We start from the raw sequence: 25,668 nt of genomic DNA on the forward strand, positions 1-25,668 counted from the left end.
CCCAAGCGCTCCGCGCCGCTAGCGCGTTCGCTTCAGCGGGACGTAGTCCATACGTCCTACGGACAAAGGGCGGGGCTTCTCGGCGGTTTAGCTAAAATAGCCTAGCTCATCCTACTGTACCGACGGAAAAGGCACCTTGATCGAGCGCTACACTCTGCCCGAAATGGGCCAGATTTGGTCCACTGCCCACAAGCTCCAGACCTGGCTGCAGGTGGAGCTGGCTGTCTGTGAAGCGCAAGCGGAGCTGGGGCGGATCCCGCAAGAAGCCCTGCAGGAGATCAGAGCCAAAGCCGCCTTTGACCCGGCGCGGGTTTTGGAAATTGAGGCGGAAGTGAAGCACGATGTTATTGCCTTCTTAACCAACCTCAACGAGCACGTGGGCGAGGCAGGGCGCTACATCCACCTGGGCCTGACCAGCTCGGATGTGTTGGATACGGCCCTGGCCCTGCAGCTTGTGGCCTCGGTGGAGATCTTGCAAGCCCGCCTGGCCGACCTCATCGCTGCTATCCGCGACCAAGCTCGGCAGCACCGCTACACCCTCATGATCGGCCGCACCCACGGTGTTCACGCCGAGCCGATTACCTTTGGCTTTAAGCTGGCAGGGTGGCTGGCCGAGTGCCTGCGCCACCAAGAGCGCCTAGCTCGCCTGCGGGAAGTGGTGGCGGTGGGCAAGATCTCTGGCGCCGTGGGCACTTACGCCAATGTGCCGCCCCAGGTGGAGCGGTTGGCCTGCGCTCGCTTGGGGCTGAAACCGGATACTGCCTCGACCCAGGTCATTTCCCGGGATCGCCACGCTGAATACGTGCAAACCTTGGCTTTGATTGGCTCTTCCCTAGAGCGCTTTGCTACTGAAATCCGCCACCTGCAGCGAACAGAGGTACTGGAGGCTGAGGAGTACTTTGCCCCCGGCCAAAAGGGATCCTCTGCCATGCCCCACAAGCGCAACCCCATCAAGGCGGAACAACTGACGGGGCTGGCCCGTCTCCTGCGCGGGTATGCCGTCTCGGCCCTAGAAAACATTCCCCTTTGGCATGAGCGGGACATCTCCCACAGCTCGGTGGAGCGGGTTATCCTGCCCGATGCCTCCATTCTCTGCCACTACCTGCTGGTGAACATGGCCGACCTGGTGGGCCAGCTGCAGGTTCACGCTCGCAACATGGAGCGCAACCTCAACATCTATGGCGGCGTCATCTTCAGCCAGCAGGTGCTGCTGGCTTTGGTGGAGAAGGGCCTTAGCCGCGAGGAAGCCTACCGCCTGGTGCAGGAAAATGCTCATCGCGCCTGGAACCAGCCGCAGGGGGACTTTCGCGCCAATCTGCTGGCGGATCCCCGAGTGATGGCCCACCTCAGCGAGGCAGAACTGCAGGACTGCTTTGATCCCCAGCGCCACCTAACCCATTTGGACGAGATCTTTGCCCGCCTGGGCATTTGAGGATCCCCTATGGCTTGGCAGCGGCAGCACGTCTTGGGCTTGGCGGATTTTACTCCCGAAGAATACCAGATGGTTTTGCAGACCAGCGCCAGTTTCCAGGAGGTGTTGACGCGGCGGTTGCCCAAGGTGCCCACCTTGCAGGGGAAGGTGGTGGTGACGCTGTTCTTCGAGCCTTCCACCCGCACCCGTACCAGTTTTGAGCTGGCGGCCAAGCGCCTTTCGGCAGATGTGCTCAACTTTTCCCCAGGCACCTCTTCCTTGAGCAAAGGGGAGACGCTTTTGGATACGGCCCGCACCTTTCTGGCCATGGGATCCGATCTCTTAATCGTTCGCCATGCCCAGGCAGGAGTGCCCCAACAATTAGCTGCCGAGATCGACCGCCGTGGATCCCCTGTGGGCGTTCTCAATGCTGGGGATGGCCTGCACGAACATCCCACTCAAGGCCTGCTGGACTTGTTTACCCTCTGCAGCCACCTGGATCCCCGGCGTCCCCGTCTGGAGTTGCTGCAAGGGATCAAAATCGCCATTGTCGGCGATATTCTCCACTCGCGAGTGGCCCGCTCCGATATCTACGCCCTGGTGGCCGCCGGAGCTGAGGTTCACTTAGCCGGCCCTCCCACCCTATTGCCCAAAGATTTTGCCCAGTTTGTGCCCGGCCATACGCTCCCTGTCCATTGGCAGCTGGAGCCTGCCCTCGAAGGGGCGCGTTTTGTTATCACCCTACGCCTGCAGCAGGAGCGCATGAGCGAGTTCCTTCTCCCCAGCCTGCAGGAATACCACCATTTCTTCGGCCTCACGCGGCAACGACTGCGCCTGTGCCACCCGGATGTCAAGCTTCTGCACCCCGGCCCGGTCAATCGCGGTGTGGAACTCAGCTCCGAGGTGATGGAGGATCCCGGCTTGAACCTGATTGAGCAGCAGGTCACCCACGGCGTGGCGGTGCGTATGGCCCTGCTGTACCTCATGGGGGGCGGGCGGATCCCAGCCTAGAGCCCAGATCTTTCTCTGCTCGGGGAACATGTAGAGCTGCCCCACGTCTAGAAGGTTGGAGTCTATCTTCTAACCAATTCTCTCTGCCAAAAGCCGAAAGAATCTCTGGGCGGGGCTTTTCCCGCCTTGCTGAAATCATGTCCAAGCTTGCCGAGAGGTGAGCAACATCTTTGTCTCAAATTTTACATATCTTGGATCTGGATCGAGTTTTTTTGCAGCCGTCTAAGCTTAGCTCTTATTCAAGTTGTGTCCGTTTGATTGGTTGTCAAATGAGATAGAAGTTCAGCAGTATAAGCCTTTTCGCGGATCCTGGGCTCCAGGATCCTGATTTTGCTGAAATCCAAACTGGCCAAAACCACCAGATGGAAAATCAAGGTTTGGAAACGAGCCAGCACACTCAAAAATATCGATTTTTCTCTTGACTTAACCTAAGGTTAACCTTTAGATATCCTTCTGTTAACTTTGAGGTTATAGGGTTGAAAATGTTGATTCGCCACAGATATCACCTATGCGAACCCTGCTTTCTGCTTTCTCCCTCACCGCTCTAACAGTAGGATTTCTAACAGCGACCTCGGCTCAAGCCCAAACCGTGCAAATCTCCGGGGCGGGCGCGACCTTTGCGGCTCCTTTGCTGCAACGTTGGTTTGACGCCTACAACCGCACCGTAGACCCCACTGTGCAAGTCAGCTATCAGTCTGTCGGTAGTGGTGCTGGCCTAGAGCAGGTGATCAATGGCACTGTGGACTTCGGCGCTTCCGAGGCGCCTTTCTCCGGTGCTCGCCTGGAAAGCTTCCGAGCTAAATACCGCTATGAGCCCCTACAGTTGCCTCTGGCGGGAGGGGCCATCGAGTTTGCCTATAACCTGCCCGGCATTAAAGACGGAGAGCTCATCCTGAAGCGGAAAACCTACTGCGGCATCGTGACCGGCGAGATCACTCGCTGGGACGACATTCGCATCAAGGCCGAGAACCCAGGTATAGCAAACAAGCTGCCACCCCTGGACATCACCTGGGTACACCGCTCTGATGGTTCTGGGACTACCTTTGTGTTCACCAACCACATCAGAACTGTCTGCCCTAATTGGACAGCCGGTGCTGGTACTTCTGTCGAGTGGCCTGTTGGCATTGGAGCCCAAGGGAATGAGGGCGTAGCCGCCACCATCAAGCAGGAGCCAGGGGCAATTGGCTACGTGAACCAGTCCTATGCCAAGCTGGAAAAGATGGCTACTGCTCGCTTGGAAAACAAAGCGGGCAACATTGTTGAGTTCTCGACTAAGGCAGCTACCTCGGCGCTGGATGCTCCCATTCCTGATGACTTTGCGCTGTTGGTGCCCGACCCTGAAGGGCCAAATGACTACCCAATCGTGGGCTTGTTCTGGGTGATGCTGTACCGCGAGTATCCCGACCAGGAGAAATTGACCAAGCTGGTGGAGGCTCTGAAGTGGACCCAGGGGCCAGAGGGTCAAGCCATCACCAAGGAGCTGGACTACATCCCTATGCCTGAGGCGGCTATCCAGCGGATCTTTGCAGAGCTGGATGCCATCACCGTTAACCCCAATGCGGTGCGATGACTGGGTCGCAGCCTGAACTCCACTAGAGTGGAGCTGGTGGCCGGCTGAGGAGGCAGATGAGGCTTTCTCGGTCGGCTGGTGGGCTTACCTTGCACGGTGGGATTTTTAGGAAAGATTTTGAACCGAAGATGATCATGGGAGAGAGGCTATGACTTCAGCGGCTACGGGTTATGGTTCACCACCAAACCCGGATATCGATGTTGACATTGAGAAAAAGGCGAGCCTGTCTCGGGCTGTTGATGTGGGCTTTGTCCGCCTGACGCTGGCCTTGGCAGGGTTTGCCGGCATTATCCTCATCTGGGTGATTCTTCAAACCACCGAAGCGGCTCTGCCGGCGATTCAGCAGTTTGGCTTGGGCTTCCTGGTTACTGCCCGCTGGAACCCGGTGGAAAACATCTACGGGGTGCTACCACAGATTTATGGCAGTTTGGTAACCTCTCTGGTGGCTTTGATTTTTGCCATTCCTCTGGGCATTGGCACAGCCATCTTCCTGACGGAAGGCTTTGCTCCCAAGTGGGTAACGGCGCCGATTGGTTTTGCCATTGAGCTGATCGTGGCCATTCCCAGTGTGGTGCTGGGGCTGTGGGGGATCTTTGTGCTGATTCCAGCAGTGCGGCCCATCTTTCGAGCCATTAACCAGACGCTGGGTTGGATCCCTTTCTTGGGTGGCCCGGCTCCGCGGGGGCCCAGCTTGTTGATTGTGGCTATGGTGCTGGGGATCATGATCTCTCCCATCATCATCTCCATTACCCGCAGTACCTTTGAATCTCTACCACGCAGCCTAAAAGAGGGCGCTTTGGCTTTGGGGGCAACCCGCTGGGAGACCCTCTTAACGGTGATGATCCCTGCCGGCCTGTCGGGCATTGTCAGCTCGATCATGCTGGCGCTGGGGCGGGCCCTGGGAGAGACCATGGTGGCGGCCATGCTTTCTGGCAACGCCAACCGCATCAATATCTCCCTAATGCAGCCGGGATCCACCATTACCGCCTTGATTGCTTCTCAGTTTGGGGAGGCAGGACGCTTGCAGGTTTCGGCTCTCATGTATGCCGGCGTGGTGCTGATGGTGCTGACGTTATTGGTCAACATCGTTGCCGAGATCATCATCCGCAAGTTTCAAAACTTGGAGCAGTAACTTCAGAAGCAGAAAGAAGATGAAGGAGCACTGTTATCATGTCCGACTCAGCACAGCTTGCCCCTGAGAAGGTTGACATCGACATTACTCGTGCCGCCATTGCCCCTGTCCGCAATTACACAGGCATTGTCCTAACCCTGCTGAGTGGCCTCTTTGTGGCGGTGATCATAGCTTCCCTATCTTGGGTGCTGTGGGATGTGGGCAAGGAAGGCATCCAGCGGATAAATTGGGATGTCCTCACCCAGACCCGCTACCCTGCCCCTGGCCTGGCGGAAGGGGGCTTTGGTCACGCAATTGTCGGCAGTTTAATGGTGCTGGCTACGGGGGCGGCTTTGAGCTTTCCCTTCGGCATCTTGGCGGCAGTGTACTTGTCCGAATTTGGTCGCGGCACCCGCTTGGCTTATCTGGTTAAGTTTTCCTGCAATGTGCTCACGGGGGTACCGGCCATTCTCTGCGGCCTGTTTGCCTATGCTGTGGTGGTGAGGGGATCCGGCTTTTCGGCTTTCTCGGGAGGGGTGGCTTTTGGCGTGCTGATGCTGCCGATTGTCATCCGCTCCACCGAGGAGGCGTTGCTGCTGGTTTCGCCCGACATGCGCTTGGCTTCCCTTGGCCTGGGCTCAAATCGCTTTCAGACCACAATGCGCGTTGTTTTGCCGGCAGCGGCACCGGCCATCGTAACCGGGCTAATCCTGGCTTTGGCCCGAGCGGCAGGCGAGGCTGCACCTCTGCTCTTTACCGCCTTCAACAACAATTTCTGGTCTACTAATCTCTTTGGCCCGGTGGCTACCTTGCCGGTGATGGTCTACTTTTTCTCCATCATTCCCTACAGGGTGCAGCAGGAGCTGGCTTGGGCGGGCGCTTTGGTTTTGTTAGCCATTGTTTTGGCGGCCAGCTTGACCGCTCGCTTTTTGGTGTACAAGACCAGGAAATAGCCTGAGGATTCTCAACAAGTCTTGAATCGAACTCTTCGTCGAACTCTAGCTCTTTTTGTGAGTGCTGCCATGCAAACTCAATCTCTTAACCAGACCTCTTACGTTTTCAGGACCGAGAACCTGAATGTCTACTATGGCTCCAATCTGGCGGTAAAAAATGTTACTCTGGACATCCCAGCCCGACAGATTACTGCGTTTATCGGCCCTTCCGGCTGTGGCAAAAGCACGATTCTGCGCTGTTTTAACCGCACCAACGATTTGATCCCCGGTGCTCGTGTAGAGGGCAAGCTCACCTACCACGGCAAGGATCTCTACGCCAAAGAAGTCGATCCGGTGGCGGTGCGGCGGCGTATCGGCATGGTCTTCCAAAGACCCAATCCCTTCCCCAAAAGCATTTACGACAACGTGGCCTACGGCCCGCGGGTGCTGGGGATGAAGGTAGACTTGGACGAGGTGGTGGAAACCTCGCTGAGGCGGGCTGCCCTCTGGGATGAAGTCAAAGACAAGTTGAAAGAAAATGGTCAGTCGCTGTCGGGAGGGCAGCAGCAGCGCCTGTGTATTGCCCGCGCTCTGGCGGTACAGCCGGATGTGATTTTGATGGATGAGCCCTGTTCGGCGTTGGATCCCATTTCCACCCGCCGCATTGAGGAGCTGATGAAGGAGCTGGAGGAGGAATATACCATCATCATCGTCACCCACAACATGCAGCAGGCCAGCCGCGTCTCGGATATGACGGCTTTCTTCAGTGTGGAGGTGTCGGGATCCAACCGTGTGGGCGAGCTGATTGAATTTGACAGAACTGAAGTCATCTTCAACAGCCCCACCAAGCAAGCCACAAGAGATTATGTGGAGGGCCGCTTCGGCTAATTGACCTGGCCGGACAGGGATCCTTCCCATACTGTTCTCGGCAAACCCTTTTGCAGGCAATTTCTGCCGATGATGGAGTCTGAAGAACCGTTGCACCCAAATACGGATACCTATGATCGTTGCCGCTCCTGACAAGCTGCAGGCTTTGCGTTCTGACTTAGAGGGTATTGAGATCATCACTGATCCGGCTCAGGTGGCCAAGTTGTCGTTGGATTTTTACCACTACAGCCCCGTGCTGAGCCGACAACTGAGCGACAAGCGGGGAGATTTGGTGGTGCGCCCCGCCGATGAGGCCGAGGTGATGCGAGTGGCAGCGGCCTGTGCCAGGCTGCGGATCCCGGTTACGGTGCGCGGTGCCGGTACCGGTAATTACGGCCAATGTATCCCGCTGGCCGGGGGTGTGATCCTGGACATGGGCAAGCTCAACCAGGTGCTTTGGGCAAAGCCGGGCTTGGCGCGGGTACAGGCGGGGGCCAAGCTGATGGCCATCGACAAACAGACCCGCGAGCTGGGCTGGGAGATCCGTATGGCCCCTTCCACCTACCGTACGGCCACTATTGGGGGGTTCATTGCCGGGGGCAGCGGCGGCATTGGCTCTGTGACCTACGGCCAATTGCTGGATCGGGGCAACATCTTGGGGCTGCGGGTGATCACAGTCGAAGAGGAGCCGCGGGCCCTGGAGCTGCGGGGAGACGACGTGTTTAAAGTCAGCCATGCCTGGGGCCTCAACGGGATCATCACAGAAGTAGAGATCCCGCTGGCGCCAGCCTACCCATGGGCAGAGCTGGTGGTGGCCTTTCCCCCTGAGGTGGGGTTTATGCCCTGCGCCCACTTTGGGCAGGCCCTGGCCGAGGCAGATGGGATCCTCAAGAAACTCATCAGCCTGCACGCCTGGCCGATCCCTCGTTACTTCGTCCCCCTGCAGGACTACTTGCCCCAGGGATCCGCCGTGGCCCTGGTGATGGTGGCCGAGCCCAGCCTGGAGCCGTTGCTGGAGCTAATTCGGGAACATGGCGGCCAGGTGGTCTACAACAAAACGGCGCAGGAGGCGGCCAAGGGGATCTCGCTGGGGGAATTTTCCTGGAACCACACCACCCTGCACTGCCGCAGCGTGGATCCCAATTTGACCTATCTACAATCGATTTTCCCGCCCGACCGGGAGCTGAAGTTGGTGCAGCACCTGTACGAGCACTTTGGCGACGAAGTGCTGATGCACCTGGAATGGATTCGCATACGCGGCCAGGTTGCCCCGGTCGGCCTGCAAATTGTGCGCTTTACCACTGAAGAACGCCTCAACGAGATCATGCGCTATCACGAGGCGCAGGGAGTCTTCATCGCCAACCCTCACACCTACATCATCGAAGAGGGGGGTCGCAAGGTGATGGATCCGCGCCAGATCCGATTCAAGGAAGAAGTGGATCCCTACGGGTTGCTTAACCCCGGCAAGATGCGCAGTTGGCAAGGGCGGGCTTCTGCTTGACAGTGCCGAGAGGTCTCTATCCTTAGGCAATCTCTGAGTTTCCTCTTCCAAAAGGAGAGGGGCTTGGCAGCCAATCTTCTGCCAAGGCCAGCTCCAAAGCATAGGGACAAGTCTCCGGAAAGGCCGAGATATCCATACCGGTTTGCTGAGCTGCATGGCGGCGTGCCCGTTGATAGCTCTTTTCCAGTTGCTCGGCCAGATATCCTCTTAAGCTGGGGCTATCTTCGAGGGCCAATTCAATTTGGGTTCGCGCATCTGTGATGGAATCCAACCAGCTATCTGAGCGGCGCTGAGGTTGATATTGCCACTTGAGCAAATGCAGGAGAAGGCGAGTTAATTGGCTGGTCATCCCTCGCCGTTCGCTCTTACCCAAATCCTCAACCTCTTCAATTAAATGGATTAGATCAATTTCTTGCCAACGTCCCTCCCGCAAGAGCTGGGTTGTTTGGGCAATCCACAAGTTAAAATCTGCAAAGTATAGGTTGCTCACGGTTCTATCCTGCCGCCTGTATGTAGTCGTTTCAGCTCCAGCCGGGACAATGCCCTCCTGCCCAACTTCTCAATCTCAGAGATCCTGGCACTCTGAATATCTCAGCCTAATCGCCGCTGACCCTGCAGTTAAGCTATCGTTCGCTGCGGGGACTACCTATCCAAGATTTTAACTACAGTAGTAATTGATGGCCAAAGCCCCTACTAAAGTGAACTGAAAAGTCAGGAGCACCAAGTAGAAAATGGCGCGGGGCCTGAACAAAGTCAGCATCAAGCCAATGGCCTTCAGGTCCACCATCGGCCCAAACACCATAAAGGCCAACAGGGATCCCGGCGTGAAGGTGGCGGCAAAGGAGAGGGCGAAAAAGGCATCCACCGTCGAGCAGATGGAGATGATCCCGGCCAGGGCCATCATGATCAGGATTGAGAGCAATGCATCTTGGCCATAATCCAGCACAAACGAACGCGGGATCACCGTTTGAATCAGGGCGGCCATCGCCGAGCCCAAGATGAGCACGGATCCCAATTCGCGGATCTCCCTGGCCCAGGTCTGCAGCAGGAGAACTCCTTTTTGTCCCCTGGAGGGAGAAGGCGCAGCGGCCAGAGCAGAGCGATACACATCTTCAGCCGTTTGTAAAGTGGCCAGGGATCCGCCAGAGGCCCCTTGAGCAGGGCTCTGGGATCCAATCCAGAAGGTGCCCCCCTGCAACAACGGCGAGCGGGAGATGTTCTTCGGATCAGCTTCTTGGGAGCAATTGCGCTGCAGCTCCCGCCAGACTGACGGCTGCAACAGAGGCTGGAAATCCTTTTGCAGGCTGAAGATCAAGCCGACGACCACCGCAATGCCGAAGGAAAAGAGAACTCGGTAGATCACCAGCTCCGGCATGGAGCGAAAGGCAATCCAAGTGGAAAAGATCACCACCGGGTTAAACACCGGCGCCGCCAATAAAAAAGCCACTGCCACGTGGGGTGGGATCCCCTTGATCACCAGTTGCCGGGCCACCGGCAGGTTGCCGCACTCGCACACCGGAAAAAAGAACCCCAAAGCACCGCCAGCCACCGCGCTGCCGATTTTGCCTTTGGGCAGGAAGCGGGCCAACTGGGATCCCTCTACAAACACCGCCATCAGCCCCGATAGAAACACCCCCAGCAGCAGAAATGGCATGGCCTGCACCACAAGGCTCAGAAACAGGGTGAACCCGTCTCGCCAAAGGGGAGAGTCCAAGAGGCTCAACACACCACCTCACGCACGACTTGGGCCTTACTGAGTTTGGATCTCGGCCCAGCGCCCTGTCAAACGGCTCTCAACCCCGCTCTTCTATAGGGATGTAGCGTTGCTGGCGTTCGCCTGTGTACACCTGGGTGGGTCGGAAAAGCCGATTATCGGACAACTGCTCCCGCCAATGGGCCAGCCAACCCGCCGCCCGGGCAATGGCAAATACCGGCGTAAACAAATCTTCCGGGATCCCCAGCTTGGCGTAGACCAACCCTGAGTAGAAGTCCACATTCGGGTAGATCCCCTTCGGCCCTAGCAACTCCTCACACACCCGCTCCACTTCCAGGGCGATGTCGTAGTACTTGTCGTGGCCGTAGCGCTCAAACAGCTCCTCAGCCAGCCGCTGCAGGATGGTGGCCCGCGGATCCTTCACCTTGTAGACTCGGTGCCCCATGCCCATGATGCGCTGTTTTTTGGCCAGTTTCTCCTCGATAAACGAGCGTACATTTTCCACCGAGCCGATTTGCCGCAGCAGCATCATCACCTGTTGGTTGGCCCCCCCGTGCAACAGCCCCGAAAGGGTACCCACCGCCGTGGCCAGGCTGCTGTAAGGGTTAGCCAGCGTGGAAGCGCTCACCAGAAGGGCAAACGTAGAGGCATTGACCGTGTGCTCGGCGTGCAGGATCAGGCAGATGTCAAAAATGCGGGCCAACCAGGGATCCGGCTTCTTGCCCGAGAGCATGTATAGGAAATTGGCAGCATGATCCAGGTTGTCGTCCGGGGGAATGGGATCGTTGCCCTGTCGCATCTGGTGGAACATCGCCACCATGGTCGGCAGCTTGGAGAGCAACCGGGTGACGGTGCCGAACACATAGTCGGGATCCATCTCCCGCAGCGGGTAAAACAGCCCCAAGCCCGCCACACAGGTTTGCAGAGCATCCATCGGGTGGCCCGACTCCGGAAACGACTTGATCATGTCGCGGATGCGGTATTTCACCCGTCGATGACTGCGGATCGCCTGATCAAAGTTGTCCAGCTCCGACTGGGTCGGCAGCTTGCCAAAGATCAGCAAGTAGGCTGTCTCCAGAAAGGTACTGTGGGCGGTTAATTCCTCGATGGGGATGCCCCGATATTCCAGGATCCCCGCCTGGCCATCGACAAAACTAATGTTGGAGCGTGTGGCCGGAACGCCTTCCAAGCCTGGTCTGTATTCGCCATCCGCCATGGTCGGATCCTTAGAGCAAGTATTTCCTAGATAATGATGAATCAAGGGTTGCCAAAGGTGCCTGGAACCCAACCCCTTGTTCCTCTTGGGCAGCACTGACCCCGCTTCGCTACAGTAAAGCAAATTTTGGATCCCTGTAGCCAAATGCTGCCCCTGTCATCCTTCACAGAGAGCTAGGCTGGGATCCGCCTTCTATCTTGCAACAGCTCCCGCTGCCCGACGCAAAAATTGTTGCTATGGTGAGAACTGCGCCCGGCTTGAGGGATCTTGGCGCTTGCCGGAGCCTCAAAAATTTGCTCCCCCGCTTGGAGATCGGCACCGATGTCGGATACTGCTCAAACTCACCTTGGCTCCAGCCCAGTGCAAGGACTGGAGTACGTGGTGCTGGGAGTGGCCACTTGCTTCCAGCAGGATCAGGAAGGTCGCCTGGTAGAGGTTTTGGTGGCCGAGCCGGTGCCTGCTGCCGATTTGGACTGCCTGGCCCAAGAACGCCGCAGCACTTCCTATGTTCTCCTCTACGCCACAACCTATGCCGAGATCGTGAACAACGGGATCCCAACTTTGCCTGCCGATGTTTTCCCGCCAGGGGTGTTGTTGGGAGAAGACTTCGTGGAACGGGTGCAGGCAGCGGCCCGCACCTATCGCAGCAAGCCCCAGTTTCGCCATATCCCCCTGCACCAAACCTGCACTCCAGAGCGGGGGGTGTTTAAGCTCAATCACAGCGTTGAGCCCCGACGGATCCTCAACGCGGTTGTGGAGCATGACTCTAGTCAATAATAAGCTCAACTATACTGAAAACAATGTATAATATGTTCAGTACGGATTACTACCAGTTGATCTTTCTGTTTACTTTCGAGTCTGCCAACATGGTAGCCAAAGCAAAGCAGAAAATTGGTAGTAAGACGACACGGAAACTGCGCTTTGGGTATTCTACTCAAAGCTTTGCGGGATACCGCCATTCTGTTTGGAAACAAACAGAATGCTATCGCTGCATAGTTGAACAGTGATGTTCAGCAGTGTTCAGCGTAAATGTATCAGGTGAAGGATGCCGACAACATCAAACAGCACCCCCACACCCATCAACGGCTCTGACTCGCTGGGCTGTACGGTTGACATACTCCCCTGCCCAAAGGCAGGAGATTCTGGTTCCTGGTTCTGCGACAGCACTTACCGTATCGGGTTGCCCCTCTACGGCAGCGGTGCTCGTCTCCCCAGGCGTTTCCCCAAGCGCTACGCGCGTGCTGGCATCCAGGGCGGTTCCCTTTTGCCCAAAGGTACCGTTGCAAAGAACAACTACAAAGCCTATTGAGGCTGTATCCAGTCGTGAGACTGTTGGGTTTTTAAAGCGGTTGACTACCCTGCCGCTGCGGGTAGCACAGCACAAAGCCGCCCTAGTCGCGTCAGCGGGCCGTAGGCCCTAGGGCGGGGCTTTAGACCCAGTTTTTTTGGTAAAGCCACAGGGGCAAGCCCGAGGTGCTCACTTCAAACTGCAGACGGGCCAAGGCTTCTGCTGCCGGCAAAAACCGAGACCAACCTCTGCGCCGCGGGAGCAGGTCGTAGAACTTCGCATCCGTCGGCAAACCCGCCAGCTCTGCCGCCCAAAGGCGGGCATCTTCTTCTGTGCCCAAGCGATCCACCACACCCAAGTGGAGGGCCTGCTCTCCGCTGAAAATGCGACCATCGGCAAAAGTTTTGACCACATTCAAACTTAACTTGCGGGCAGCGGCAACCGTCTGCACAAACTGGCCGTAGGTAATGTCGATCAATTCTTGCAGGATGTTTCGCTCTTCCGGGGTTAGCTCGCGATCAAACGAGAGAATATCTTTGTAGGGGCCAGACTTAATCACCTTAAATGAAATCCCCACCTTATCCAGGAGGCGTTCGATATTATTGCCTCGAATGATCACGCCAATGCTACCGGTGATCGTTCCTGGGTTGGCGACAATTTTTTCGGCTCCCATGGCAATATAAACCCCCCCAGAGGCGGCAATGTTGCCAAAGCTGGCGACAATACGGGTGCCCTTTTTCTCCCGCAAACGCAAGAGGGCATTGTAGATTTCTTGGGAGTCGGCCACCGTCCCGCCTGGACTGTCGATGCGCAGCACCACAGCAGGGATCTGGTTTTCTTCCACCTCTTTCAGGGCCTTGAGAACCCGCTCGCGAGTTTTGCCATCAATGGCCCCTGCCACCTCAATGCGACCGATTTGCCGGCGCAAACCACCCAAGAATAATCGCTTCAGCATGGAAAAGAACTGGATAGGGATAAGTGCATATTCTGTATCATGAATGGCGGCTCATGGCTTGGTCAACCAGTTGCCTAGACGTTGCCATACACCGGGATCACTGCCCCTCGCAGATCCCGCGCTGCTTCTGAGACCAAAAAGGCGATCACCTGCCCGATGGACTCTGGCTTGACCCACAGCTTGGCTCGCTCGGATCCCATGGCAGCTCGGTTGGCCGGCGTGTCGATGATGCTGGGCAGGATGACGTTGGCCGTGATGTCGGTGCCTTGGGTTTCGGCGGCAATGGTGCGGGTCAGGGCCACCACCCCCGCTTTGGAAGCGCAGTAGGCGGCCAATTGCGGGCCCGGCTCCACCGCTCCTCGGGATCCCACCGTTACAATCCTCCCATAGCCCTGTTGCCACATTCTGCGCAGGCTGTGCTTGCAGGTCAGGAATGTGGTGGTGAGGTTGAGGTCGAAGTCGCGATACCAGTCCGCCAAGCTGTACTCGTGGGTGGGGCCCATGGCAAAGCCCCCCACCAGGTGGATCAGCCCATCCACGCGGGGTAGGTCGGCAATGACGCGGGCAACCGCCGCCTCATCTGTTAAATCCACTTGCACAAAGCGAACCCGATCCAGAGCATTGGCCGGCAGGCGCTCCCGCAAAATGGCAAGATCTTTCTCTTGGCGATAGGTCAAGGTCAGCTCTGCGCCGCTGGCCAGCACCACGGGAACCACCCCCAAACCCAGCCCGCCTGTGCCGCCGGTCAAGAGGATTTGCTTGCCTTGGTTGCTTTGCATGGATGCACCTGCATTGGCGAAGGGGATCCAAAACAAATTGGGAGGGGAGTGCAAAAAAACTCAGAGGATTTTGAGATCCATCCAACTGAGCTTCCCTCTCTTACCCTACCCTGGTTCCTGCTCCTCTTGAGGAACAACAGCCCTTTTGGGCGCTTTCTCCAGCAACAGATCGCTCAAGGCCAGCCAGTGGGGCAGATCCAGCTCTTCGGCGCGGGCATCGGGGTTGAGGCGGAGCTGAGCCAAAGCTGCTGCGACCACCTCTCGCTCCACCAAGCTTCCCAGGGCATTGACGAGCTTCTTGCGACGGGTGGAGAACCCCTGCCGGAGGAGTTGGTGAAACCAGCGGGGATCCCGGGCGGGGGTGGGGGCGGGGCGGGGGGTGAGGCGAATCACGGCAGATTCCACCTTGGGGGCTGGCTTGAAAGCGGTTGGGGGCACCCTGCAGATCAGCTCGCAATCGGCCAAATACTGCGTCCGCAGGCTCAGAGCACCATAGGCTTTGCTGCCGGGGCCGGCCTGCAAGCGCTCGGCCAGCTCTTTTTGCACCAGAAGGACAATGCGCTCGAACTGCCGAACCGGCTGGGCCGGGGATCCGAGCACCTTTTCCAAAATGGGGCCGGTCAGGTTGTAGGGGATATTGGCCACCAGCAGGCGGGGTTGAGGAGGCAGCGGCAGGCGGAGAAAATCTCCCTCCAGCAGGTGAAAACGGGGTTGGCCGGCGAACCGTTTTTGCAGCAGTCGGCACAGATCCCGGTCGATCTCCACCGCCACCACCTGGACACCCTGGGCCAGCAATCGCCGCGTCAGTTGGCCGGTGCCGGGGCCGATCTCCAGCACCCAAGTGGGATCCGCGTCTCCCTCTAGATCATTCAACTGGGCAGCCCGCACAATCGCCTCGTGAACAGCGGGATCCTTGAGCCAATGCTGACCAAACCGTTTACGAGGATAGGGCATGGGGGAATGTTCGCGCAGTGCTGCGCCGCAACCGAGAGATACCCAGAGCGGTTGAAGGAGAAATGGCCGGGTGGGTCATCGCTGGACTGAGTTGGGAACAGAAATCAAGGTGGGATCCGCATCCTCAGGTCTATCTCGGGCGGGTTGAGCAGGGAGCGCCTCTGGGTTCGGATCCCCGCTCAGGAGCGGCTTGCGGTAGAGGGGCACCGTAAAGGTGACGGTGGATCCCAGCCCTTCGCCCAAGCTGTAGAAATTGATCTCCCCTCCCATCGCCTCCACCAGGCGTTGGCTGATGGCCAGGCCCAAGCCGGTTCCTCCATATTGGCGGGTGGTGGAACCATCCACCTGCGTGAAAGCCTGAAACAGCTTCTGCTGCTTTTCCAGCGATACCCCGATCCCTGTGTCGATGACGCGGATGCGGGCCAAACCCGGGTTGCCGGGCAGGATATCCGCTCGCACGGTTACCGAGCCCTTGGGGGTAAACTTGATGGCATTCCCCACCAAATTGAGCATCACCTGCAACAGACGCTGATAATCTCCCAAGAGCAAAATCTGATCTGCAGTGTTGGGCAAGTGAAAGCTCAGTTGTAAGCCCTTCTGGCTGGCCTGCAGGCTAGTCTTGGCCTCCACATCCTTAAACAAGGCTCGCAGGTCGCAGGGCTGGAACTCCAACTGCATTTTGCCCGCCTCGATCTTGGCAATATCCAGCACATCGTTGATTAGGGCCAGCAGGTGCAGGGCAGAGCGATAGGCCTCTTGCAAAAAGTCCAGCTCCTCTTCGCGGTTTTCGGCCATCCCGTCCAGCACCAGCTTGATAAAGCCGATGATCCCGTTGAGAGGGGTGCGCAGCTCGTGGGAGGTGTTGGCCAAGAATTGGCTTTTGAGCTGGTTGGCCGATTCTGCTTGGGCACGGGCCTGCTCCAGCTCCTTATTTTTCTGACGCAGAGTTTGGTTGGCTAACTGCAAGCGGGTTGCCAGTTGGCGACTTTGATCCAGCAAAATGGCGTGGGCAATGGCTGCGCCCAGGTAGGTGGCAATGCTCTGGAGTACCTGAATGTGGCTTGGCTGCCAAACAGGAACCCTGTTCGGATCCAGCATTTCCAGCCAGAGCAGGCTGTTGGCGTAGCCCTGGTAAGACATGGCAATGGCCAGATGTCGCCCCGCCTCCACCGGTTCTTCCTGTCTGAGGGCCTGCAACAAATGGGGGTAATCTGCCAGCTTCAGGGTCTGGTGGAGCAGGGAGGGATCCCCAGGATGGCGGCGGTACTCGGCATTGACCGTGAGGGAGTCTTGCCCCACCTCGTAGAGGGCCATCAGGCAGCGATCTACCTCAAACAGTTGCCCCAACTGCTCCACGGTCTGCTGGCACAGTTGCCGGATATCCAGGGAATGCCGGATGTTGCGCACCAACTGCGTCGTGATCCCCTGTACCGGGTCGGCCAGGACAGGATGGGGCTGGCTGTTGGGGCTGCTGGCTCCTCCGGCCAGCGCAAAAGGCGTGGCCCCCAGCAACTTGCCCACTGCCGCAACCGCCACCACCTCCCCTTCCATGTCCCGTACAGGGTTGAGAGAAAGATGCAGATGCAACTTGTAGCGGGGCGAGAGCACCTGACATTCGTAGGAGAGGGGATCCCCGCTTGCAAAGACCTGGTTGAGCTTGGCTTCGTACTCTCCAGCGTTGGCCACCTCCCAGATTTGCTGTCCGCTCACGATGTGCTGAGGGTGGATGCCATATTTCTCGGCATCTTCCCAGTAAAAACTCCAGAAGCGCCTCTGGCGATCCTGCGTGTAGAACATCGGAGTGGGTCGGAGGGCGCCCATTTGGGATGAAGCCACCATTGCGCTAGGGGAACGTAGGCCAAAACTCAGGTTTTTCCAGAGGAAGCCGGGCTGGCCGGATCAGAGGCCGGGCGGGTTAGTGGGGCAGAGTCCTTGTTGAGGCGGGCGAAGATCATGCGGCCTGCTGAGGTTTGAATGGCGCTGGTCACAACCACAGAGCGGGTTTTGCCCACAGAGCGCTGCCCTTCTTCCACCACCACCATGGTGCCGTCTTCCAAGTAGCCCACCCCTTGACCTGGCTCTTTTCCTTCGCGGGTGATCTTGATATCAAAGCTATCGCCGGCAACATAGATGGGCCGCAGCGCCTCGGCCAACTCATTCACATTCAGCACCTTGACCCCCTGCAGAGCCGCCACCTTCTTCAGGTTGTAATCGGTGGTAAGCAGCGTTCCCCCCACGGTTTGGGTGAGGCGCACCAGCTTTTCATCGACAGTGGTCAGATCTGGATAGTTGGCTTCGTGAATAACGAAACGATCGGGGTAGGCCTCTCGCAAAGACTGCAGGGTATCCAAGCCTTTGCGGCCCCGCTCTCGTTTTTGGGCATCGGCTTTGTCGGCGATGGTCTGCAATTCCGTCAGCACAAAGCGAGGAACCACCAGGGTTCCTTCCAAAAAACCTGTCTCGATCAACTGAGCCACTCGGCCATCGATGATGGAGCTGGTGTCCAAAACCTTGGCCGTGGCAGCCACCACATTGCCCTCCGCCCAGAGGGCTGCCTGCAAAGCATAGTTGGGGTTAAACAGCCGCAGCAGCGAGGGGCCGTGGGTATCGGCCAGGCTGACCCCCAGATAGGCAAAGGCCAAGCTGAAAAAGACCGAAGCCAGCGGCTCGAGGAACCTGTTGAGTTGGGGAGGCAAGGGCAGCAAGTACACAGGAGCCATGGCCAGATTGGCGATCACCAAGCCGATCACCAACCCCACCGAGCGGCTGATCAACACGTCCGGCGGCAGGGAGCGCACATTGGCCTCGAAGCGACGGTAGCTCCAGCGCACCAGGGATCCCAAAGCCAGTCCTGCCAGCACGCCAAAGCCGCTGGTGACGACACGGGCTCCTTCCACATTGGCCCCCTGAATGGCGGCAGGAGGGAGCAAATCCAGGCCGTAAAACCCGAGACCAGCTCCCGCCAACATGAAGATCATGACCAGTAAAGCGTCTAGCATAAGAAAAAAGACGGCCCTGCTGAGTGGGTGATGCTGCTGGGAATAGGCAAATCTGCTTCCTACTCATTCTAGTCGTCTGGTGTTGGAGGGATCCGGACAACCAAGCCAGCCCTCCCCCAGAAGGATTCAGACTATGCTGAAATCATAGCGATCCCTTGCCAGCTTGAGGGATCTGTGGAGCATGCCTCTAACCCCCAAAACCCTGAACTTTGCTGAATTTACTGAGCTTTAGGCGGTTTGGCAAAAGTCATTGAGAGGGATATAGTAGACCAAGTTTCCCCCTGATCCTTGAGTCCACCGCAACGGTTGCCGGGAAGTGAAGGGGGAAAGCGCTCGGGGGGTATTCCTCAGGGCTTTGCGGGATACCGCCTTCCTGCTCAGAGATAGGCAGGATGCGATCGCTTCTTTCCTGAACCATGTTCAGGAGAGTTCAGCGTGAATGTATCAGAAACCGCTACAATCCAAATCTCAACGAGGCTAAAAGCAACCATGGCACAAGCACTGGAACTCAATACCGAGAACGTCGAGAAAGTCCTGAACGAGCTGCGTCCTTACTTGATGGCCGATGGGGGCAATGTGGAATTGGTGGAAATCGATGGCCCGGTGGTCAAGCTGCGCCTGCAAGGGGCCTGTGGAGCCTGCCCCAGCTCAACCATGACTTTGAAGATGGGCATTGAGCGCAAGTTGCGGGAAAGCATCCCCGACATTTTAGAAGTGGAGCAGGTATTCTGAGGGGCCCTGTAGGTTTTTGTGAGATTCCTTTAGGGTTCTTTATCATGTGTTGGATTATGTGCCTTGATAAATAGCCTCGATAAATAGCCTCGGGTGGCTCTCTGCTCCCCACTTCTTTCTTCTGTGCCTTCTTCAGAGCTAGCGCATGTCTGTTCTCCTCTCCATCGCCATTCTCGCCCTGCTGATCCTGGTGCATGAGGCAGGGCACTTTGCGGCAGCCAAACTCCAAGGGATCCACGTCAACCGCTTCTCGCTGGGGTTTGGGCCGGTGTTGTGGCGATACCAGGGCAAGGAGACAGAGTACGCCATTCGCGCCCTGCCGCTGGGGGGCTACGTGGGCTTTCCTGACGAGGATGAACATTCCCCCTACCCGCCCGACGACCCGGATCTGCTGAAAAACCGCCCCGTGCTGGATCGCCTGGTGGTGATGAGTGCGGGGGTGATGGCCAACCTGCTCTTCGCCTATCTGGTGCTGGTGTTGATGTTCGCCTCGGTGGGGATCCCCTCGGTAACGCGCATCCATCCCGGCATTCTCATCCCTCAGGTGATGCCCGATAGCCCGGCGGAGCGGGCCGGCCTGAAGGCAGGGGATGTGGTGTTGCAGGCAGCCGATCGCGATTACAGGGGGATTGCCGACGAGACGGCGGCCTTGGCAGCTCTGAACGATTTTCAGGTGCTGATCCGCAGCAGCGAGAACCGGCCCATTCCCCTGGAGGTGCAGCGTGGGGAAGGGGATCCCCTGCAGTTGACGGTGATCCCGGCGGCGCGGGGAGAGACGGTGGCCATTGGAGTGACCTTGGCCCCCCACCAGGAGGTGACCTTGCGTCCCCCTCAGAGTGTGGCTGAGATCCTCACGGAGGCGGGAAATGCCTACCAGCGGGTGGTGATGCTCAATCTGAACGGCCTGCAGCAGTTGGTTCAGAATTTCCAAAGTACGGCCACCCAGGTCTCCGGCCCGGTGGGGATCGTCAAGATTGGGGCGGATCTGGCCCGCGATGACGCCGCCAGCCTGTTTAATTTCACCGCTTTGATTAGCATTAACCTGGCCTTTCTCAACCTGTTGCCCCTGCCCGCCTTGGACGGGGGACACATTGCCTTTTTGATCCTGGAGGCGATTCGCGGCAAACGGCTGCCCAAGCATCTGGAGGAGCGGGTGATGCAGACGGGCTTGGTGTTGTTGCTGGGATTGGGGGTGGTGCTGCTCTTCAAAGACACCCTCGCCATTGTCACCGGGTCGGGCTAGGGGAAGATGGCCAGCAAACGGGCCTTGCGCCAGCGAGCTTTGGAGATCCTGCTCCGGCTGAAGCGCCACTACCCCAACTCCACCTGTGCCCTCCACTACCGGACGCCGCTGCAGCTCTTGGTGGCAACCATCCTCTCCGCTCAGTGTACGGATGAGCGGGTGAATCAGGTAACGCCGGAGCTGTTTCGTCGCTTCCCGGATGCCCAGGCCCTGGCGACAGCGCCGCGAGAGGAGATCGAGGCTCTCATCCATTCCACCGGCTTCTATCGCAACAAGGCCAAGCACATTCAGGAAGCCTGCCGCAAGATCTTGAGCGATTTCGGTGGCCAAGTGCCCCGCACCATGCCGGAGCTGCTCACCCTACCCGGCGTAGCCCGCAAGACGGCCAATGTGGTGTTGGCCCATGCTTTTGGCATCCATGCCGGGGTTACCGTCGATACCCATGTTAAGCGCCTCAGCCGCCGCCTCGGCCTCACTGAGCACGAGGATCCCGTGCGCATCGAAAAGGATCTGATGCAGTTGTTGCCGCAGGCGGATTGGGAGAACTGGTCTATCCGTCTGATCGACCACGGGCGGGCCATCTGCACTGCCCGCAGGCCTCTGTGCCAGCAATGTTTTTTGGCGGATCTCTGCCCCAGCGCTCCTCTTCTGGGATCGGCTGCACCGGCCGAGAAAACGGATAAAAAAGCTACAAAAGCCTCGCCGGCCTGAGATGATGGTTTCTAGGCGCCCCGCGTGGCTGAGCCCCCCATTCTTCCGGCGCTTGTTTTGGCCGCCTCTCGCCCTAGAATAAGCTCCATGCAGGATAAACCCATGTCAGTCGCGCCCCCCGTTCTGGTCATTGCCGGCCTGACGGGATCCGGGAAAACTTTGGCCATCCAGCAGTTGGAACAACTGGGGTACACCAGCCTAGAAGGGATCCCGCCTGCCCAGGTGATCCCCTTGGTTGAGGCGATGCGGACCCATCACGCTGCTTTGGCCATCAGCTTGAATCTCCACGCCCAGGAGTACCGGGATCAAGTTCCCACCCTGGCTGCTTGGGTGCAATCGCAAGGGATCCCTTTCCTATTCTTGGAGGCCCGCTCCCCAGTGTTGCTCAACCGTCTCAGCGCCCACCGCCGTCCCCATCCCTACGGGGAAGCTGCCGGTTTGTTGGAGGCCATTGAGCAAGAGCGGCTGGCTCTGGCCCCGGTGCGGGAACGCTGCACCCACTGGTTGGATACCTCCGACCTCAATGCCCAGCAACTGCGGCAGCAATTGCAAGCTTTGGTGCAAGGGATCCCCCAGCCCCTCAACCTAAGGCTGGTCAGCTTCGGTTTCAAATACGGCGTTCCCCCCGATGCCAACTTGCTGTTCGATGTGCGTTTTTTGCCCAACCCCTTCTTTCAGCCCCATCTGCGTCGCCTCACTGGGCAGGATCCCCTGCTGCAGGAGTTCTTGTTTGCGGATCCCATCACACAATCCACCTATCAGCACATCTTGTCCTTGGTCAAAGCGTTTTGGCCCCACTACCGCGCAGAGCGTCGCCCCCACCTGACTTTGGCTATCGGCTGTACCGGCGGTCAGCACCGCTCGGTGGCCCTGGTGGAGCGCCTGGCCCAGGATTTGCAGCCTTGGACTGTCCCTGCCGGCAACCACGTTCTTCCCGACCTGAATGTTCAGGTTCAGCATCGCCATCTGCTCGACTCTCAGCGGGAGCTGGAAGCCCGCTTTGGCCCGGTGCCCGGCGAAGCCGGCGTTGCCCAGCAACAGGTTAGGATCCCTTTGGCCGGCGTTCCTGCACCTTCCCATGGCTAAGCCCCTGCCCAGCAACAAGTCCCCTGTTTGGGGCATTCGCCGCCGCAAGGCTGCTTGGCCGGGAAGTGGCTGGAAATGGCTCTTTCCCGGTTTGGCTGTCAAACGCTGGCTGAGCCTGGCGGTTGGGGGCGTGCTGCTGATGGTGCTGGGCATCGCCATCTGGACGGAGTTGACCCCCATCTTTCGCCTGAAGCGGCTGATCGACATCACCCTGCGCTTGATTACCACTTGGATCCCGAACAACATCAGTGGCCCCCTGGTGACTGGGATCGGGCTGGTGATGGTGGTGCTGGGGTTTCGCAGCGCCATGCGCTCCATCGAGGATGTGCTGATCCCCGAGGGAGATGAAGCGCTGGTGGATAAGCTGTTGTCGCGGCGGCGTCTCAGCCGTGGTCCCCGCATTGTGGTGCTGGGGGGCGGTACCGGCCTCTCCAATCTGCTGCGGGGTCTGAAGCGCTACAGCTCCAACATCACGGCCATTGTCACGGTGGCCGATGACGGGGGATCCTCAGGGCGTCTGCGGCGGGAGATCGGCGTTTTGCCCCCCGGCGATATCCGCAACTGCCTCACTGCTCTGGCCAACGAAGAAAAGCTGCTCACCGAGCTGTTTCAATATCGCTTCCAGTCGGGGGAAGGGCTAAGCGGCCACAGCTTCGGCAATTTGTTCATCACTGCCCTCACCGCGGTAACCGGCGGCGACTTGATTCGGGCCATCACTGCCACCTCACAAGTCTTGGCCATTCAGGGGCGGGTGCTGCCGGCCACCCTGGCGGATGTCACCCTTTGGGCGGAGCTGAGCGATGGCCGCCGCGTGGTGGGAGAGTCCAACATTGCCAAAGCCGGAGGACGCATTTGCCGAATTGGCTGTGACCCCCCCAACCCTCCCGCCCTACCGGAAGTCATCGAGGCTATTGAGGCGGCAGAGTTTGTGGTGCTGGGGCCGGGTAGCCTCTACACCAGCATCATCCCTAACCTGTTGGTACCGGAAATTGTGGAAGCTCTGGCCAAAAATATGGCCCCCCACATCTACGTCTGCAACATCATGACCGAGCCGGGGGAAACCGACGGCTATACTGTTGGGGATCACGTCATGGCTTTGGATCGGGTGGCAGGAGTGCGCCTATTTGACGGCGTGCTGGTGCAGCGGGAGCCACCCTCCCCGCGCGCTTTGGAGCATTACCGCCGCAGCGGTTCTGAGTTTGTGGTGCTGGATCCCGACAAACTGGCTTACCTGGGCTGCCGTGCCGTTTTGGCTAACGTCATGCAAGAGGATCCAGAGACCGGCTTAGTGCGCCACAACCCTGAACGCTTGGCTGCAATGCTGATGCGCTGGTTCGACAGACATCGCCCCCTCTAGCTTTGCCCAGGATGTCCTGATACATTCACGCTGAACTCTCCTGAACATGGTTCAGGAAAGAAGCGATCGCATCCTGCCTATCTCTGTTCGCGTCAGCGGGACGGAGTCCAAGCAGGAAGGCGGTATCCCGCAAAGCCCTGAGGAATACCCCCCGAGCGCTTTCCCCCTTCACTTCCCGGCAACCGTTGCGGTGGACTCAAGGATCAGGGGGAAACTTGGTCTACTATATCCCTCTCAATGACTTTTGCCAAACCGCCTAAAGCTCAGTAAATTCAGCAAAGTTCAGGGTTTTGGGGGTTAGAGGCATGCTCTGCTGTTATTGCAGGCGGGAATAAGGGCGGGGATAGGGCTTGCGCATCTGTCGAGCCAGGTACACCTGAAAGGTTTGCGCCACCGCCCCTGCCCGCACCAGGGGAACCTCGGCCACAGGCTCGATTTGGGCAAAGTAGTCGCCATAGGTGGCTGGGATCCCTGCCCTCGGCTGGAACAACTTGGAAGTGATGAGCAGCCCATCCTGCCCCAGCCAGTCCTGCGGCTGCGACCAAAAGGCAAAGCCCCGCAAATCTGCATCCAGGCAGGTCAGAGGCTTGTCCGTCAGCGGAGCCAGGGCCATGGCGATCTGACCGCCCAAAAAATAGACATTGGTAAAAACGAACTCTGCCTCCTCAAGGGCTTGAGCCAGGTGGGGATCTGTCCGAAACCGCTGCCGCAACTGCTCAATTTCAATGAGCTGAGTAGAGGGATCCTGCTCCACGGGCCACAGCCCCATCCCTCCCGGCTCTTGCAGCAGGCCGTAGCGCACATGGGCCAGCCCCACCCCCACCACCAAACTCACCATCACCGCCGTCCCCACTAAGGTTCGCTTCGCTCCCGGCCACCGTTCCCAGAAGGATCCCAGCAGCAGCGTCAGCACCCAAAACCCCGGCATGGGCCAGGTGGGCAAGATGGGCCGGTAGCCTCCCATCAAGGTAAAGGCCAACACCAGCGGTAATCCACAGGCCAGGATCAAAAGGTGCTTGAGCTCTTCATCCGTCAGCCGCATCCCGCGGAGAATCTGCAGGGCCACCCGACCCGTCCCTGCCAAACTCGCCCACCCCAAAGGGATCCCCAAGCTGGGGAACAGGTAAAAGATTTCAGAAAGGATCGTCAGCCCCAGCGCTTGCAGTTGATACCCTGCCTCCGGCACCGCCCGCCCCGCCTGAAAGCGAAAGGAGACCCAATCCTGCTGGGCGTTCCAGATCAGCACCGGGCTGAAGGCCAGCACAAAACCCAGCACCGCCAGCACCGTCCAGCCCGACCTCAAGGCACAGCGATGAACTGGGCTGAGCAGACAAAAGAGTACCAGGCCGAACCCCAAAGCCAAGCCGTGGTACTTCCCCAAGCAGGCCAGCCCCACCAAGAGACCTATGAGCGCTAGCCTAGGCCCTGGCCGATAGCGAGCCGCCCCATAGACTCCCAATTTCCCCTGCCCCAAAGGCACCGGGAAAAACTCCTGGCTGGCCACCCATAGGGTTGCTGCCGTAAAAAAGATCAGCGGGCTATCCGGCAAGGTCAGCACCCCAAACCCAATCCAAAGGATGGGTGCGATGCTGATGGCCGCCAAGCTGATCAGTCCCGCCCGAACAGAGAAAAGGCGCGCTCCGGTGTAGTAGAGGAATAGGGAAGAGCCACAATACAGCAGCAGGGATCCCAGTCGAATAGAAAAAGCCGACACCTGGCCGGTCAAGGCAGGCCCCAAGCCCGTTGTCCAGGCCACCAGCGGCGGATGGTCAAAATAGCTCCAATCCAGATGGCGGGTGTAGAGGTAGTAGTAGGCTTCGTCAAAGCCCGGCGGCAAAAGGGCAGCCACCAGGCCCCGCATGAACAAGCCCAACCCCAGGATTAGCCAAACCGCTCTAGGCAATGGAGGGGATCCCTATGGGCAGATGGACAGATCTAACTTACCTTGAATACCTCTCGGGGCTACGTCCCTCTAGCACTATGACTTTGTTTCCCGCAAAAAAATGACCGGACACCCCAAAAATTGACCCAGCTTCTCGGCCTCTGCCCGCGCCTCTGATTCACTGTCATCACAAAGCGCCAGGAAGAGGTTTTAAATCAAGCAAGTTAAAGGTTTGAGATGTTGAATGTACGCAAGTGAGTTGGGTTTTTCATGTCCTCCCAGTTTCTTTTGAATGTGATTTAAAACTGCGGATCCAAGTGCGAAAAGTCTGAGGATTTGCCCGCACCTA

At 58.3% G+C, this 25,668-nt stretch carries 23 protein-coding genes; 14 read left to right on the forward strand and 9 right to left on the reverse strand.

The features are described 5' to 3' along the window. Positions 1 to 136: 136 nt before the first annotated feature. The 7 genes from purB (at position 137) to ACVWYZ_RS04175 (ending at position 8,403) form a co-directional block, all read left to right on the forward strand. Positions 137 to 1,432 (forward strand): adenylosuccinate lyase, encoded by a 1,296-nt coding sequence (gene purB, locus ACVWYZ_RS04145; protein WP_457466204.1) that lies wholly within the window; start codon positions 137 to 139, stop codon positions 1,430 to 1,432. 9 nt (positions 1,433 to 1,441) lie between these two features. Beyond that, positions 1,442 to 2,422, forward strand: a complete 981-nt coding sequence (locus ACVWYZ_RS04150; protein WP_457466206.1) for an aspartate carbamoyltransferase catalytic subunit — start codon at positions 1,442 to 1,444, stop codon at positions 2,420 to 2,422. 508 nt (positions 2,423 to 2,930) lie between these two features. Then, positions 2,931 to 3,992 carry a phosphate ABC transporter substrate-binding protein PstS gene (gene pstS / locus ACVWYZ_RS04155; RefSeq protein ID WP_457466208.1) on the forward strand — a complete coding sequence of 354 codons (1,062 nt, stop codon included), beginning with the start codon at positions 2,931 to 2,933 and terminating at the stop codon, positions 3,990 to 3,992. A gap of 148 nt (positions 3,993 to 4,140) precedes the next feature. Further along, positions 4,141 to 5,124 carry a phosphate ABC transporter permease subunit PstC gene (pstC, locus tag ACVWYZ_RS04160; RefSeq protein ID WP_457466210.1) on the forward strand — a complete coding sequence of 328 codons (984 nt, stop codon included), beginning with the start codon at positions 4,141 to 4,143 and terminating at the stop codon, positions 5,122 to 5,124. Between the two features lie 38 nt (positions 5,125 to 5,162). After that, on the forward strand, positions 5,163 to 6,056 hold the full coding sequence (pstA, locus tag ACVWYZ_RS04165; RefSeq protein WP_414515402.1) for a phosphate ABC transporter permease PstA: 894 nt from the start codon (positions 5,163 to 5,165) through the stop codon (positions 6,054 to 6,056). A 69-nt stretch (positions 6,057 to 6,125) separates the two neighbouring features. Continuing rightward, positions 6,126 to 6,923, forward strand: coding sequence for a phosphate ABC transporter ATP-binding protein PstB (gene pstB, locus ACVWYZ_RS04170; protein WP_457466212.1), 798 nt, complete (start codon positions 6,126 to 6,128; stop codon positions 6,921 to 6,923). 112 nt (positions 6,924 to 7,035) lie between these two features. Next, positions 7,036 to 8,403: an FAD-binding oxidoreductase gene (locus tag ACVWYZ_RS04175; protein WP_414508827.1), complete on the forward strand. Its 1,368-nt coding sequence runs from the start codon at positions 7,036 to 7,038 to the stop codon at positions 8,401 to 8,403. 22 nt (positions 8,404 to 8,425) lie between these two features. Here ACVWYZ_RS04175 and ACVWYZ_RS04180 read toward each other — a convergent pair whose 3' ends face one another. The 3 genes from ACVWYZ_RS04180 to ACVWYZ_RS04190 all read right to left on the reverse strand — a co-directional run bounded on the left by ACVWYZ_RS04180 (position 8,426) and on the right by ACVWYZ_RS04190 (position 11,333). Next, entirely contained in the window at positions 8,426 to 8,893 is a 468-nt protein-coding gene (locus ACVWYZ_RS04180) for a DUF29 domain-containing protein (RefSeq protein WP_099813135.1), read from the reverse strand. Positions 8,894 to 9,061: 168 nt separating this feature from the next. Beyond that, positions 9,062 to 10,117, reverse strand: coding sequence for a permease (locus ACVWYZ_RS04185; RefSeq protein WP_457466322.1), 1,056 nt, complete (start codon positions 10,115 to 10,117; stop codon positions 9,062 to 9,064). A 79-nt stretch (positions 10,118 to 10,196) separates the two neighbouring features. After that, a complete protein-coding gene (locus ACVWYZ_RS04190; protein ID WP_011433503.1) occupies positions 10,197 to 11,333 on the reverse strand; it encodes a citrate synthase in 1,137 nt (378 codons plus the stop codon). A 321-nt stretch (positions 11,334 to 11,654) separates the two neighbouring features. On the opposite strand from ACVWYZ_RS04190, the gene ACVWYZ_RS04195 reads away from it, so the two are divergent. Both ACVWYZ_RS04195 and ACVWYZ_RS04200 read left to right on the forward strand, forming a co-directional pair. Continuing rightward, the gene (locus tag ACVWYZ_RS04195) at positions 11,655 to 12,110 is read left to right on the forward strand and encodes a hypothetical protein (protein WP_457444818.1); all 456 of its coding nucleotides are present in this window, start codon (positions 11,655 to 11,657) and stop codon (positions 12,108 to 12,110) included. A gap of 268 nt (positions 12,111 to 12,378) precedes the next feature. Beyond that, positions 12,379 to 12,642: a hypothetical protein gene (locus ACVWYZ_RS04200; protein WP_457466215.1), complete on the forward strand. Its 264-nt coding sequence runs from the start codon at positions 12,379 to 12,381 to the stop codon at positions 12,640 to 12,642. A 121-nt stretch (positions 12,643 to 12,763) separates the two neighbouring features. Here the strand turns inward: ACVWYZ_RS04200 and sppA are convergent, their stop codons facing one another. The 5 genes from sppA to ACVWYZ_RS04225 all read right to left on the reverse strand — a co-directional run bounded on the left by sppA (position 12,764) and on the right by ACVWYZ_RS04225 (position 18,308). Next, positions 12,764 to 13,576 (reverse strand): signal peptide peptidase SppA, encoded by an 813-nt coding sequence (gene sppA / locus ACVWYZ_RS04205; protein WP_414355892.1) that lies wholly within the window; start codon positions 13,574 to 13,576, stop codon positions 12,764 to 12,766. Positions 13,577 to 13,650: 74 nt separating this feature from the next. Further along, on the reverse strand, positions 13,651 to 14,355 hold the full coding sequence (fabG, locus tag ACVWYZ_RS04210; RefSeq protein WP_414373529.1) for a 3-oxoacyl-ACP reductase FabG: 705 nt from the start codon (positions 14,353 to 14,355) through the stop codon (positions 13,651 to 13,653). Between the two features lie 105 nt (positions 14,356 to 14,460). After that, entirely contained in the window at positions 14,461 to 15,309 is an 849-nt protein-coding gene (gene rsmA / locus ACVWYZ_RS04215; protein WP_457466217.1) for a 16S rRNA (adenine(1518)-N(6)/adenine(1519)-N(6))-dimethyltransferase RsmA, read from the reverse strand. Positions 15,310 to 15,384: 75 nt separating this feature from the next. Next, a complete protein-coding gene (locus tag ACVWYZ_RS04220) occupies positions 15,385 to 17,130 on the reverse strand; it encodes a sensor histidine kinase (RefSeq protein WP_457466219.1) in 1,746 nt (581 codons plus the stop codon). A gap of 44 nt (positions 17,131 to 17,174) precedes the next feature. Further along, complete coding sequence (locus ACVWYZ_RS04225; protein ID WP_457402205.1) at positions 17,175 to 18,308, reverse strand: PIN domain-containing protein; 1,134 nt, start codon at positions 18,306 to 18,308, stop codon at positions 17,175 to 17,177. A gap of 489 nt (positions 18,309 to 18,797) precedes the next feature. Here ACVWYZ_RS04225 and ACVWYZ_RS04230 point away from each other — a divergent pair, with 489 nt between their 5' ends. The 5 genes from ACVWYZ_RS04230 to ACVWYZ_RS04250 all read left to right on the forward strand — a co-directional run bounded on the left by ACVWYZ_RS04230 (position 18,798) and on the right by ACVWYZ_RS04250 (position 23,437). Beyond that, positions 18,798 to 19,040: a NifU family protein gene (locus tag ACVWYZ_RS04230; RefSeq protein WP_011432622.1), complete on the forward strand. Its 243-nt coding sequence runs from the start codon at positions 18,798 to 18,800 to the stop codon at positions 19,038 to 19,040. Between the two features lie 145 nt (positions 19,041 to 19,185). Next, positions 19,186 to 20,283 (forward strand): RIP metalloprotease RseP, encoded by a 1,098-nt coding sequence (gene rseP, locus ACVWYZ_RS04235; RefSeq protein WP_457466221.1) that lies wholly within the window; start codon positions 19,186 to 19,188, stop codon positions 20,281 to 20,283. Positions 20,284 to 20,289: 6 nt separating this feature from the next. Beyond that, on the forward strand, positions 20,290 to 20,994 hold the full coding sequence (nth, locus tag ACVWYZ_RS04240; protein WP_414421270.1) for an endonuclease III: 705 nt from the start codon (positions 20,290 to 20,292) through the stop codon (positions 20,992 to 20,994). A 102-nt stretch (positions 20,995 to 21,096) separates the two neighbouring features. After that, entirely contained in the window at positions 21,097 to 22,080 is a 984-nt protein-coding gene (rapZ, locus tag ACVWYZ_RS04245) for an RNase adapter RapZ (protein WP_457466224.1), read from the forward strand. Further along, the gene (locus tag ACVWYZ_RS04250; RefSeq protein WP_457466226.1) at positions 22,073 to 23,437 is read left to right on the forward strand and encodes a gluconeogenesis factor YvcK family protein; all 1,365 of its coding nucleotides are present in this window, start codon (positions 22,073 to 22,075) and stop codon (positions 23,435 to 23,437) included. The genes rapZ and ACVWYZ_RS04250 overlap by 8 nt, the downstream gene beginning before the upstream one ends. A gap of 316 nt (positions 23,438 to 23,753) precedes the next feature. Here ACVWYZ_RS04250 and ACVWYZ_RS04255 read toward each other — a convergent pair whose 3' ends face one another. After that, positions 23,754 to 25,340, reverse strand: coding sequence for an ArnT family glycosyltransferase (locus ACVWYZ_RS04255; RefSeq protein WP_457466228.1), 1,587 nt, complete (start codon positions 25,338 to 25,340; stop codon positions 23,754 to 23,756). Positions 25,341 to 25,668: the final 328 nt, after the last annotated feature.

This window comes from Thermostichus sp. MS-CIW-37, from assembly GCF_054060065.1.